Below are 12,148 nucleotides of genomic sequence, written 5' to 3'. Positions count from 1 at the left end.
GGCCCGTTCCGGCCCCTGCTATTGGCCGTTTTCCTGCGGGTCGGCCAGCTGTTCGGCGACCCGTTCGACCGCTTGGCGCAAAGCCCGTTGCTCCGGACCGTGCTTCAGGATGTCCCGGGACGACGCAGGCAGCACACCAGGCAGGGACGGGCCGAAAACCGCTCGCAAATCCGCCACCGTGGCTCCCTGGGCCCCGAAACCGGGTGCCAGCACGGGGCCGTTCAGCCGCGAGAGATCGAGCTCCCCGGGCGGAATGGTGGCCCCGACGACGACACCCACATCGCCGAACGGTTCCGCGCCTGCGTTGAGTGCCGTCGCGGAGTCGACGATCGCCTGCGCGACCGTGCGCCCGTCGGGCAGCTTCGCGTTCTGCACTTCGCCCGCTTCGGGGTTCGAAGTCCGGGCAAGCACGAAGATGCCGCGGCCCGCCGAGACGGCTGTGGCGGCGCAGGTGTCCAGCGAGCCGAAGCCGAGGTACGGCGAGACGGTGATGGCGTCGGCCGCGATCGCGGCGCCTTCGGCGACGTACGCGGCGGTGTAGGCCGCCATCGTGGAGCCGATGTCGCCGCGCTTGACGTCCAGCAGGACCAGCGCACCGGCTTCGCGCGCGGTTTCGACGACCCGTTCGAGCACCCGGACACCGGCCGCTCCGAAACTTTCGAAGAACGCCGACTGCGGCTTCACGACGGCCGCGTACGCCGCCAGGACTTCCGTGGCGGACAGCGCGAACCGTTCCAGCCCCGAGACGTCCGCCGGGAGCCCCCACGCCTCGATGAGGCCCGGGTGGGGGTCGATCCCGGCGCACAGCGGGCCGCGGGCCGCGACGGCCTTGGCCAGCCGCGCCCCGAACCGCTCTCCCCCGCTCACGACTTCGCCTTCAGCGCCGCCTGGAGCTCCTGCAGGGACTTGACGCCGATGTCGCCCCGGATCAGCGCCTCGATGCCGTGCACGGCCGCCGCCGCGCCCTGGACCGTGGTCACGCACGGGATGTCCCGCGACACCGCCGCGGTGCGGATTTCGTAGCCGTCGACGCGCGGACCGCTGTTCCCGTAGGGGGTGTTGATCACCATGTCGACGCCGCCGTCGAGGATGACGTCCACGATGTTCGGCTCGGCTTCGGTCGAGCCCTCGTAGTGCTTGCGCACCACGGTGCAGGCGATTCCGTTGCGCCGCAGCACTTCCGCGGTGCCGGAGGTGGCGAGGATCTCGAACCCGAGGTCCGCCAGCCGCTTCACCGGGAACACCAGCGAGCGCTTGTCGCGGTTGGCCACCGAGACGAACACCCGGCCGGACGTCGGCAGCGAGCCGTACGCGCCGCTCTGCGACTTCGCGAACGCCTTGCCGAAATCGACATCGACGCCCATCACCTCGCCGGTGGACTTCATCTCCGGGCCCAGCAGCGAGTCGACGCCGTGGCCTTCGGGGGTGCGGAAGCGGTGGAATGGCAGGACCGCTTCCTTGACCGCGACCGGCGAGTCGGCCGGCATCTGCCCGCCGTCGCCCTCGGCCGGCAGGACGCCGCTTTCGCGCAGGTCCTTGATCGTCGAGCCGGTCATGATCAGCGCGGCGGCCTTGGCCAGCGGCACGGCCGTCGCCTTGGACACGAACGGCACCGTCCGCGACGCGCGCGGGTTGGCCTCCAGGACGTACAGGACGTCGTCCTTGAGCGCGTACTGGACGTTCAGCAGGCCCCGGACGCCCACGCCGCGGGCGATCGCCTCGGTGGAGCGGCGGACGGCCTGCAGGTCGGTGTGGCCCAGGGTGATCGGCGGCAGCGCGCACGAGGAGTCGCCGGAGTGGATGCCGGCCTCCTCGATGTGCTCCATGACGCCGCCGAGGTAGAGCTCTTCGCCGTCGAACAGCGCGTCGACGTCGATTTCGATGGCGTCGTCGAGGAAGCGGTCGACGAGCACCGGGTGTTCCGGGGTGACCTCGGTGGCGCGGCGGATGTAGCCGGCCAGGGTCTCCTCGTCGTAGACGATCTCCATGCCGCGGCCGCCGAGCACGTAGGACGGCCGGACGAGCACCGGGTAGCCGATCTCGTCGGCGATGCGCTTGGCGCCCTCGAACGACGTCGCCGTGCCGTAACGCGGTGCGGGCAGGCCGGCCTCGGTGAGGACTTCGCCGAACGCGCCGCGGTCCTCGGCCAGATGGATGGCCTCCGGCGGCGTCCCGACCACCGGGACACCGGCGTCGGCGAGCTTCTTCGCCAGGCCCAGCGGGGTCTGGCCGCCGAGCTGGACGATCACGCCGGCGACCGTGCCGGACGCCTGCTCGGCGTGCACGACCTCGAGGACGTCCTCGAAGGACAGCGGCTCGAAGTACAGCCGGTCCGAGGTGTCGTAGTCGGTGGACACGGTTTCCGGGTTGCAGTTGACCATGACGGCCTCGAAACCCGCCTCCCGCAACGCGATCGCCGCGTGCACGCAGGAGTAGTCGAACTCGATGCCCTGGCCGATCCGGTTCGGGCCGCTGCCGAGGATGAGCACCTTCGGCTTGTCGCTCTGGACGGCCACTTCGGACTGCGCGTCCGGGTCGGACTCGTAAGCCGAGTAGTGGTACGGCGTCTTGGCCGCGAACTCGGCCGCGCAGGTGTCGACGGTCTTGAACACCGGCCGCACGCCGAGGCGGTGGCGCAGGGTGCGGACGCCGTCCTCCCCGGCCAGTTCCGGCCGCAGGGCGGCGATCTGGCGGTCCGACAGCCCGGTGCGCTTGGCGCGGCGCAGCAGGTCGCCGTCGAGCACGGGCGCGTCGCGGACCTCGGCGCCGACCTCGCCGATGTAGGCGATCTGGTCGATGAACCACGGGTCGATGCCGCTTGCCTCGTGGACCTGCTCGACGGTGGCGCCGAGCCGCAGCGCACGCTCCACTTCGTACAGCCGGCCTTCGTGCGGCGTGCGCAGTTCGTCCAAAGTGGACTCCAGCGTCGCGCCTTCCGGGTCGGGCAGCGTCCAGAACCCGGTCGCCTTGGTCTCGATCGACCGCATCACCTTGCCGAGCGCCTCGGGGAAGCTGCGGCCGAACGACATCGCCTCGCCGACGCTCTTCATCGTCGTGGTCAGCGTCGGGTCCGCGCCGGGGAACTTCTCAAAGGCGAACCGCGGCATCTTCACGACGACGTAGTCCAAAGTGGGCTCGAACGCCGCCGGCGTCTCGCCCGTGATGTCGTTCCGGATCTCGTCGAGCGTGTAGCCGATGGCGAGCTTCGCGGCGATCTTGGCGATCGGGAAGCCGGTGGCCTTCGAGGCCAGCGCGGAAGACCGCGACACGCGCGGGTTCATCTCGATGACGACCATCCGGCCGTCGCGCGGGTTGATCGCGAACTGGATGTTGCAGCCACCGGTGTCGACGCCGACCTCGCGCAGCACGGCGATGCCGACGTCCCGCATCACCTGGTACTCGCGGTCGGTGAGGGTCATCGTCGGCGCGACGGTGACCGAATCGCCGGTGTGCACGCCCATCGCGTCGATGTTCTCGATCGAGCAGACGACCACGACGTTGTCGTGCTTGTCGCGCATCAGCTCGAGCTCGTACTCCTTCCAGCCGAGCACGCTCTCCTCGATGAGCACCTCGGTGACGGGAGATTCGGCGAGGCCGGTGGACGCCAGCCGCTCGAGGTCCTCGGGCGTGTGCGCCATGCCGGAGCCGAGCCCGCCCATGGTGAACGACGGCCGGATGACGACCGGCAGGCCGAGCTCCTTGACGGTGTCGCGGACCTCGTCCATGTCGTGGCAGACGCGGGAACGCGGGACGTCGGCGCCGATGGTGCGCACGATGTCCTTGAACTTCTGCCGGTCCTCGCCGCGCTGGATGGCGTCGATGTCGGCGCCGATCAGCTCGACGCCGTACTTGTCGAGCACGCCCCGCTCGTGCAGCGCGACGGCGCAGTTGAGCGCGGTCTGGCCGCCGAGGGTCGCCAGGAGAGCGTCAGGACGCTCTTCGGCGATGACCTTCTCGACGAAGTCCGGCGTGACCGGCTCGATGTAGGTGGCGTCGGCGAACTCGGGGTCGGTCATGATGGTGGCCGGGTTCGAGTTCACCAGGGAGACGCGCAGGCCTTCGCTGCGCAGCACCCGGCAGGCCTGGGTCCCGGAGTAGTCGAACTCCGCGGCCTGCCCGATCACGATCGGCCCGGAGCCGATCACCAGCACGTGCTGGATGTCCGTCCTCTTCGGCATCAGGCCTTCTTCTCCATGAGCGAAACGAAATCGTCGAAGAGGGGGGCCGCGTCGTGCGGGCCGGCCGCGGCTTCGGGGTGGTACTGGACCGAGAACGCCGGGACGTCGAGCGCGCGGACGCCCTCGACCGTGTCGTCGTTGGGGCAGTAGTGGCTGATCTGCGCCGCCCCGAACGGGGACTCGAAGCGCTGGCCCGGCTCGCCTTCCAACGCAAAGCCGTGGTTCTGGGCCGTGATGGCCACCGACCGGGTCGCCACGTCGATCACCGGGATGTTGATGCCGCGATGGCCGTAGCGCATCTTGTACGTGCCCAGGCCGAGCGCGCGGCCAAGGACCTGGTTGCCGAAGCAGATGCCGAACAGCGGGATCTCGCGGCCCAGGACCTGCTTGGTCAGCTCGGTCGCGTGCGTCGTCGTGGCCGGGTCGCCCGGGCCGTTCGACAGGAACACCCCGTCCGGCTCGATCGCCAGCAGGTCGTCCAGCGTCGACGTCGAGGGCAGCACGTGCACCTCGATCCCGCGCTTGACCATCTGGCGCGGGGTGTTGGACTTGATGCCCAGGTCCAGCGCGACCACGCGGAACCGCGTCTCACCCTCAGGCGACACGACGTACGGCTTCGGCGTCGAGACCTGGCCGGCCAGGTCGGCGCCCTCCATCTTCGGGCTGGCGAGGACCTCGGCGACCATCTCGTCGACGGTGCCGAGCGCGTCGCCGGAGAACACCCCGGCGCGCATCGCGCCGAGCTCGCGCAGGTGGCGGGTCAGCGAGCGGGTGTCGACCTCGGCGATGCCGACGATGCCCTGGTTCACCAGCTCCTCGTCCAGCGAGCGCTTCGAGCGCCAGTTGGACGGCGTGCGCGCGGGGTCGCGCACCACGTAGCCGTTGACCCAGATCTTCGAGGACTCGTCGTCCTCGTCGTTCCAGCCGGTGTTGCCGATCTGCGGGGCGGTCTGCACCACGATCTGCCCGTGGTAGGACGGGTCGGTCAGCGTCTCCTGGTAGCCGGTCATGCCGGTGCAGAACACCGCCTCGCCGAGGGTTCGCCCCTGCGCGCCGTAGGCAGCGCCGCGGAACACCCGGCCGTCTTCGAGTACCAGTGCGGCCTGAGCGCGCGCGTTCACTGGGCACCTCCCTTGATCTTGAGCTGTTCGATCCACTGTGGATAGTCGTCGAGGTCGTCGCCGCGGAAGCCGGTGTCGAGGTCGGCGTCACCGAGGCGCCAGGTGATGACGAGCAGCGCGTCGGTGCCCATCACCTTCCCGGCGATCTTCGTGTCGCGCCGGACGCCGGTGACCGCGTCGCGGGGGATCCAGAAGTCGGGCGCTCCCCCGCGTTCGACGGCGACGCCGCCGTCGTGCAGGCGCCAGACCGCGCCGGTGCGCAGCCCCGCGCCGCGGGTGACGATCCGGTCCTGCCAGTTGCCGGCCGTCGTCGTGGCGAGGTAGACACCGGTCGACTCCAGCAGCACCGCACCCGGGTCCGCCGGGATGGCGGGGAACGGCGGCACCTGGACGCTCTGCGAGCGCGCCTTGCGCCGCCAGCCCACGTACATGCCCCAGACGCAGAGCAGGAAGAAGGCGAAGATCGCCAGCACGAGCCAGAAGCGCTCCATCAGCAGATCTTCCCGTCCCGCGCGGTGAGCCGCCCGCGCAGCAGCGTCGCGGTCACCACGCCGGGCAGCCGCATTCCCTCGTACGGGGTGTTGGCCGCGATGCTGGCCAGCTCCACGCCCCGGACCGTCCACTCGGCGTCCGGGTCGACCAGCGTCAGGTTCGCCGGCTCGCCCACCGCGATCGGGCGGCCCTGGTCGGCCAGGTCGCCGATCTCGGCGGGCCGCTCGCTCATCACGCGGGCGACACCGCGCCAGTCCAGCAGGCCGGGGCGGACCATGGTCTCGGCCACGATGGACAGCGCGGTCTGCAGCCCGAGCATGCCCGGCCGGGCCGCGGTCCACTCGGTGTCTTTGTCCTGCACCGCGTGCGGCGCGTGGTCGGTGGCAACGCAGTCGATGACGCCCTCGGCCAGTGCGGTCCGCAGCTTCGCCGCGTCGGACTCGGTGCGCAGCGGCGGGTTCACCTTGTTCACCGGGTCGTAGGTGGCCAGGCGCTCGTCGGTGAGCAGCAGGTGGTGCGGGGTGACCTCGGCCGACACCTTCGTGCCGCGGTCCTTCGCCCAGCGCAGCACGTCCGCCGTCCCCGAAGTGGAGACGTGGCAGACGTGCAGCCGCGCGTTCGCGTGCAGCGCCAGGAGGCAGTCGCGGGCCACGATGGACTCTTCCGCGGCGGCCGGCCAGCCGGTGTAGCCGAGCCGGGCCGCGCGCTCGCCCTCGTGGGCCTGGGCGCCGACGGTCAGCCGCGGCTCCTCCGCGTGCTGCGCGATGACGACGTCGAGCGCGGTCGAGTACTCCAGCGCGCGGCGCATGAGCAGCGGATCCGCGACGCAGAGGCCGTCGTCGGAGAACACCTTCACGGCCGCTTGCGAGTTCGCCATCGTGCCCAGCTCGGCGAGCTTCTCGCCCTTGAGCCCGACGGTGACCGCGCCGACCGGGTGGACGTCGACCAGGCCGACCTCCTGGCCGCGCCGCCACACGTGCTCGACGATCACGGCGTTGTCGGCGACGGGGTCGGTGTTGGCCATGGCGAACACCGCGGTGTACCCGCCGAGCGCCGCCGCGGCCGAGCCGGTGTCGATGGTCTCGGTGTCCTCGCGGCCGGGTTCGCGCAGGTGGGTGTGCAGATCGACGAAGCCGGGGAGCAGCACCTGCCCGGCGGCCTGGATGACTTCGGCGTCTTCCGGGACGTCGACGGCACCGATCGCGGTGATCACGCCGTCCTCGACCAGGACGTCGACCGGATCGCCCTCGCCGTACGGGCGGGCGCCCTTGATCACGGTGCTCACGCGGCGGCTCCTTCGCTGGCCAGGAGGTGGTAAAGGACCGCCATGCGCACGTGGACGCCGTTGCGGACCTGTTCGGTGATGGCCGAGGCCGGCGAATCGGCGACCGCGCTGGCGATCTCCATCCCGCGCAGCATCGGGCCGGGGTGCAGGACGACCGCGTGGTCCGGCAGCAGCTTCTGCCGCCGTTCCGAAAGGCCGTACGCGATGGAGTACTCCCGTGCGGAGGGAAAGAAACCTCCGTGCATCCGTTCGGCTTGGACGCGCAGCATCATGACCGCGTCGACGGCGGGCAGCTCGGCGTCCAGGTCGTGCGAAACGGTCACCGGAAGGCTTTCCACGCCGTAAGGCAGCAACGTCGGCGGCGCGACGAGCACGACTTCGGCGCCCAGGGCCGAAAGCAGGTGGATGTTCGAGCGGGCGACGCGGCTGTGCAGGACGTCGCCGACGATCGCGATCCGGCGGTCCTTGAGGGACCCCAGGCGCTCCCGCAGCGTCGCCGCGTCGAGCAGCGCCTGCGTCGGGTGCTCGTGGGTGCCGTCGCCGGCGTTGACCACCGACGTGCCGGGCTCGGCCAGCCACTCCGAGAGGCGCTGGGCGGCGCCGCTGGCGGGGTGCCGGACGATCACGCAGTCGGCGCCCGCGGCGGCCAGCGTCAGCGCGGTGTCCCGCAGGGACTCCCCCTTGTTGACCGAGGAGCTGGACGCGGAGACGTTGATCACGTCCGCGCTCATCCACTTCCCGGCGATCTCGAACGACACCCGGGTGCGGGTCGAGTTCTCGTAGAACAGGGTGATCACCGTGCGGCCGCGCAGCGTCGGCAGCTTCTTGACCTCGCGGCCGAGCAGCGTGTGCTTCAGCTCGTCGGCGGTGTCGAGCACGGCCGTGGCCAGCGCCGGGTCCAGGCCGTCGGTGGCGAGCAGGTGCTTCACGAGTCCTCTCCAGGGGCTTCCGCGGCTTCCGGGACTTCTGCGGGGCGCAGCAGGACGGCGTCGCGGCCGTCGATCTCGGCCAGCAGGACGGACACGCCCTCGGTGCGGGCGGTCGGCACGTTCTTGCCCACGTAGTCGGCGCGGATCGGCAGCTCGCGGTGACCGCGGTCGACCAGCACGGCCAGCTGCACGGCGCGGGGGCGGCCGTGATCACGCAGGGCATCGAGCGCGGCCCGGATCGTCCGGCCGGAGAAGAGGACGTCGTCGACCAGGATCACGACCCGGTCGTCGATGCCGTCGGCGGGCAGCTGCGTCTGTTCGAGCGCGCGCGGCGGGCGGCGGCGGAGGTCGTCCCGGTAGAGGGTGACGTCGAGGGCGCCGGCCGGCGGGCGGACCCCGGAGAATTCGCCGATCTTGTCGGCCAGGCGGACGGCGAGCGGCGTGCCCCGGGACGGGATGCCGAGCAACACGGGCGGGGTAGTGCTCTCCGCACCGTTCGCGGTCTTTTCGATGACCTGATGGGCCATTCGGGCGATCGTGCGCGCGACGTCGCCGGCCGTCAGGAGCTCGCGCTCCCCGGCCGAACCAGCCGCGCCACGCGGACGTGACGACAAACCGGACTCCTTCCCCGCCTCGCCGGACGGGTCCTTAAAGGACGTCTGTTCCCCTGCTGGTCGGGGCTTTCCCACCGACAGTAGCAGGCACTTTGCTCAGCCTTCCGGGTGGTGTGGCGTGATTCGCGGCAAGCTCCTGCTTGACCTGGTGACAACAATGCGTAACCATTACTCTGAGTATTCGACTCAGCGAGTCCCCCGGCCCGGTCACCCCGACCGGGAGGGGGTGAAGAACGGAGAACGACCAGATGGGCGATTACGCCAAGGCGCTCGGGGCCAAGCTCCGCGGGATCCGCCAGCAGCAGGGCCTGTCCCTGCACGGGGTCGAGCAGAAGTCCGGTGGGCGATGGAAGGCCGTCGTCGTCGGCTCGTACGAGCGTGGCGACCGCGCCGTCACCGTCCAGAAGCTGGCCGAGCTGGCCGACTTCTACGGTGTGCCGGTGGTCGAGCTGCTGCCCGAAGGCCGCGTCCCCTCCGGTGCCGAGCCCGCCACCAAGATCGTCATCAACCTCGAGCGCCTGCAGCAGCTGCCGGCCGAAAAGGTGGGCCCGCTGGCCCGCTACGCGGCGACGATCCAGAGCCAGCGCGGCGACTACAACGGCAAGGTGCTTTCGATCCGCACCGAGGACCTGCGGTCCCTGGCGATCATCTACGACATGACCCCGGGCGAGCTGACCGAGCAGCTGATCGACTGGGGCGTCCTGCCGCCGGAGGCGCGTCCCTCCAAGGAGGACTGATCGCCCGATGCGCTGCACCGACGAGGTGAGCGTTCCCCGGTGGGGCACCGGAGACGCTCACTGACTCGCCGGGGGGGCTCGTTCGGGGGCGAGCCCGCTCGCGGAGAGCGCGAACCACACTCACTTCACCGTTTCTCGCTGCGCGTTAGGGTGACTCATGCCCCTGGGCACGTACCAAGTCAGAGCTTCGATCGCCGTGTCCGACATTCACCGGGCGGTCGAGTTCTACGAAGGCAAGCTCGGCCTGCGGGCGCTGCAGTCCGGCCCCAGCGCCCACGTCGCCGGCGGCAGCCGGACCTACGGATCCGGCGGCGGACCGGCCCTGAACGTGTACCAGTCCGATACCGCCGGGAAGAGCCCGGCCACCCTGGCGACCTGGTACGTCGACGACCTCGACGAGATCGTCGACGAACTCACCTCGGCCGGCGTCGAGTTCACCCGCTACGACCAGCTCGAACACGACGCGAAGGGGATCACGGCCCGGGCCGGCGGTGGGCGGATCGCCTGGTTTCAGGACCCGGACGGCAACACCTTCGCCATCGAAGCCGACGTCTGAGCGGGCCTGGCCTCCGGCCGCCCCTACAGAACCGCGCGGAGGCGGTCGGCGATCGTGCCGATCCGGCCCAGCACGCCGTTGACGAACCTCGGCGAATCGTCCGTGGACAGTTCCTTCGCCAGGCCGACGGCCTCGTCGATCGCGACCGGGTCCGGCACGTCCTCGGCCCAGAGCAGCTCGTAGACCCCGACCCGCAGCACCGCGAGGTCGACCTTCGGCATCCGCTCCAGGGTCCAGCCCTGCGCGTGCTCGGCCAGCAGCTCGTCGATCCGGGCCTTCCGGCCGGTGACGCCCTCGACCAGGCTGATCGTGTAGTCCGCGATCGGGTCGACGTCCGTCGCGCCGACCCGGTCGGCCAGCAGCGTCACCGCGTCGGTGTCGCGCTGCGCGGCCTCGTACAGCATCTCCACCGCGCGACGGCGCGCCTGCCTGCGGCTGATCGCGCCGCCGCGGTTCGGGTGGGGTTTCGACGTCGGCATCAGCTGGAGACGCGGCCCAGGTAACGGCCGTCGCGGGTGTCGACCTTGATCTTCTCGCCGGTGGACAGGAACAGCGGGACCTGGATCTCCGCGCCGGTCTCCAGCGTCGCCGGCTTGGTGCCGCCGGTGGAGCGGTCGCCCTGCAGGCCCGGGTCGGTGTGCTGGACGACCAGCTCGACCGACGTCGGCAGCTCGACGTACAGCGGCTCGTTCTCGTGCACCGCGACCTGGACCTCGGTGTTCTCGAGCATGTAGTTGGCGTTGTCGCCGACGACCTCGGCGGGCACCGTGATCTGGTCGTAGGTGTCACCGTCCATGAACACGAAGTCCTGCCCCTCCTTGTAGAGGTAGGTCATGTTCCGGCGGTCCACCGTGGCCGTGTCGACCTTCGTGCCCGCGTTGAACGTCTTGTCGACCACCTTGCCGGTGAGCACGTGCTTGAGCGTGGTGCGCACGAAGGCGCCGCCCTTGCCGGGCTTGACGTGCTGGAACGCGGTGACGGTCCAGAGCTGGCCGTCCAGGTTGAGGACGAGCCCGTTCTTCAGGTCGTTGGTCGTGGCCACGAGCTTGCAGTCTCCTGTGTCGATCTTCCGGTGTTCGGGGCCGCCGTCAGACGACCACGAGGTTCTTGGTGCTCAGGGTGAGGAGTTCGGGCTCCCCAGCCCGCACGACGAGCGTGTCCTCGATGCGCACGCCACCGCGTCCCGCGAGGTACACGCCGGGCTCGACGGTGACCGCCATACCGGCGGCCAGTGTACCGACGCCCGTCGCGGCGAAGCTGGGCGCCTCGTGGATCTGCAGGCCGACGCCGTGGCCGAGACCGTGCGCGAAGTGCTCCCCGTGCCCCGCGCCGGCGATCACGTCCCGTGCCGCAGCGTCCACATGGGACACTTCGGCGCCCGGCACGACGGCGTCGACGCCCGCCGCCTGGGCGGTGTGCACGAGGTCGTACACCTCCCGCTGCCAGTCAGCGGGCTCGCCGAGGACGAAGGTGCGGGTCATGTCGGAGTGGTAGCCGTCGACGGTGGCGCCGAAGTCCAGCTTCACGAAGTCGCCGCGCTTGAGCTCGGCGTGCGTCGGCTGGTGGTGCGGGATCGCCGAGTGCGCGCCGGCGGCGACGATGGAGGCGAAGCTGGGCGCGGACGAGCCGTGCTCCAGCATCCGGTTCTCCAGGTCACGGGCGACTTCCAGCTCGGTCCGCCCGGGGCGGAGCCCACCGGCGGCGAGCAGGTCGTCCAGCGCCCGGTCGGCGGCGGCGCAGGCCTGGCGCAGGGCTTCGATCTCGGCTTCGTCCTTGACCTCGCGCAGCCGCTCGACCAGGCCGGGGGTCCGTTCGAGCGGCACTTGCTGCGTCAGGGCTTCGTAGGTCTCGACGCTGACGTGCTGGCTCTCGAACCCGATCCGCCCGTAGGTCTTGGTGTCCTTCGCGGCCCTGGCGGCGAGAGCCGCGGCGCTGGCCCGGTCGACGACCGTTTCGAGGTCGGGCACCTCGGCGGCCGACTGGGTGGTGTAGCGGCCGTCGGTGCAGAAGAGCGTCTTGCCGTCGCCGTCGACGTGGAGGAGAACGGCGGCGTTGGAGCCGGTGAACCCGGTCAGGTAGCGGATGTTGAGCAGGTCGGTGACCAGCAGGGCCTCGACACCGGCTCCGGTCAGGAGCCCGCGCAGCGCGCCGCGACGTCGTCCATGGATTTCAGGCACCCGTCCACCCTAGTGCGCGGGCTTCCCGGGGGAAGCGACTCGCCAGTAGGCCGCCTACA

The 12,148-nt window shown here is 70.7% G+C and carries 12 protein-coding genes; 2 read left to right on the top strand and 10 right to left on the bottom strand.

Annotation, left to right across the window (positions count from 1 at the left end):
- Nucleotides 1-18: 18 nt before the first annotated feature.
- Genes pyrF through pyrR form a run of 7 tightly spaced genes read right to left on the bottom strand, consistent with a single transcriptional unit; the run spans nt 19 to nt 8,619 of the window.
- The gene (pyrF, locus tag AB0M93_RS17955) at nt 19-867 is read right to left on the bottom strand and encodes an orotidine-5'-phosphate decarboxylase (RefSeq protein WP_364274741.1); all 849 of its coding nucleotides are present in this window, start codon (nt 865-867) and stop codon (nt 19-21) included.
- Nucleotides 864-4,178, bottom strand: coding sequence for a carbamoyl-phosphate synthase large subunit (carB, locus tag AB0M93_RS17950; protein WP_364274739.1), 3,315 nt, complete (start codon nt 4,176-4,178; stop codon nt 864-866). The genes pyrF and carB overlap by 4 nt, the downstream gene beginning before the upstream one ends.
- Nucleotides 4,178-5,299: a glutamine-hydrolyzing carbamoyl-phosphate synthase small subunit gene (gene carA / locus AB0M93_RS17945; protein WP_364274736.1), complete on the bottom strand. Its 1,122-nt coding sequence runs from the start codon at nt 5,297-5,299 to the stop codon at nt 4,178-4,180. The genes carB and carA overlap by 1 nt, the downstream gene beginning before the upstream one ends.
- The gene (locus AB0M93_RS17940) at nt 5,296-5,790 is read right to left on the bottom strand and encodes a transporter (RefSeq protein WP_364274734.1); all 495 of its coding nucleotides are present in this window, start codon (nt 5,788-5,790) and stop codon (nt 5,296-5,298) included. Before AB0M93_RS17940 ends, carA begins: the two co-directional genes overlap by 4 nt.
- A complete protein-coding gene (locus tag AB0M93_RS17935) occupies nt 5,790-7,076 on the bottom strand; it encodes a dihydroorotase (protein ID WP_364274732.1) in 1,287 nt (428 codons plus the stop codon). Before AB0M93_RS17935 ends, AB0M93_RS17940 begins: the two co-directional genes overlap by 1 nt.
- Nucleotides 7,073-8,005 (bottom strand): aspartate carbamoyltransferase catalytic subunit, encoded by a 933-nt coding sequence (locus AB0M93_RS17930; protein WP_086841743.1) that lies wholly within the window; start codon nt 8,003-8,005, stop codon nt 7,073-7,075. Before AB0M93_RS17930 ends, AB0M93_RS17935 begins: the two co-directional genes overlap by 4 nt.
- The gene (gene pyrR, locus AB0M93_RS17925) at nt 8,002-8,619 is read right to left on the bottom strand and encodes a bifunctional pyr operon transcriptional regulator/uracil phosphoribosyltransferase PyrR (protein ID WP_364274730.1); all 618 of its coding nucleotides are present in this window, start codon (nt 8,617-8,619) and stop codon (nt 8,002-8,004) included. Before pyrR ends, AB0M93_RS17930 begins: the two co-directional genes overlap by 4 nt.
- Before the next feature lie 248 nt (nt 8,620-8,867).
- Here pyrR and AB0M93_RS17920 point away from each other — a divergent pair, with 248 nt between their 5' ends.
- Nucleotides 8,868-9,356 (top strand): helix-turn-helix domain-containing protein, encoded by a 489-nt coding sequence (locus tag AB0M93_RS17920; protein WP_003096372.1) that lies wholly within the window; start codon nt 8,868-8,870, stop codon nt 9,354-9,356.
- A gap of 196 nt (nt 9,357-9,552) precedes the next feature.
- Nucleotides 9,553-9,912, top strand: coding sequence for a VOC family protein (locus tag AB0M93_RS17915; RefSeq protein WP_364274727.1), 360 nt, complete (start codon nt 9,553-9,555; stop codon nt 9,910-9,912).
- Between the two features lie 23 nt (nt 9,913-9,935).
- Here the strand turns inward: AB0M93_RS17915 and nusB are convergent, their stop codons facing one another.
- The 3 genes from nusB to AB0M93_RS17900 are packed head-to-tail and all read right to left on the bottom strand — an operon-like array spanning nt 9,936 to nt 12,089.
- On the bottom strand, nt 9,936-10,391 hold the full coding sequence (gene nusB / locus AB0M93_RS17910; RefSeq protein ID WP_003096361.1) for a transcription antitermination factor NusB: 456 nt from the start codon (nt 10,389-10,391) through the stop codon (nt 9,936-9,938).
- Nucleotides 10,391-10,954 (bottom strand): elongation factor P, encoded by a 564-nt coding sequence (efp, locus tag AB0M93_RS17905; protein ID WP_176176226.1) that lies wholly within the window; start codon nt 10,952-10,954, stop codon nt 10,391-10,393. Before efp ends, nusB begins: the two co-directional genes overlap by 1 nt.
- A 46-nt stretch (nt 10,955-11,000) precedes the next feature.
- Nucleotides 11,001-12,089: a Xaa-Pro peptidase family protein gene (locus tag AB0M93_RS17900; protein WP_364274724.1), complete on the bottom strand. Its 1,089-nt coding sequence runs from the start codon at nt 12,087-12,089 to the stop codon at nt 11,001-11,003.
- Nucleotides 12,090-12,148 lie beyond the last annotated feature (59 nt).

The organism is Amycolatopsis sp. NPDC051102, assembly GCF_040682815.1.
Lineage (GTDB): Bacteria > Actinomycetota > Actinomycetes > Mycobacteriales > Pseudonocardiaceae > Amycolatopsis.
The sequence above is the reverse complement of the archived record's forward strand: the minus strand, read 5'-3'. Positions and strand labels throughout refer to the sequence as shown.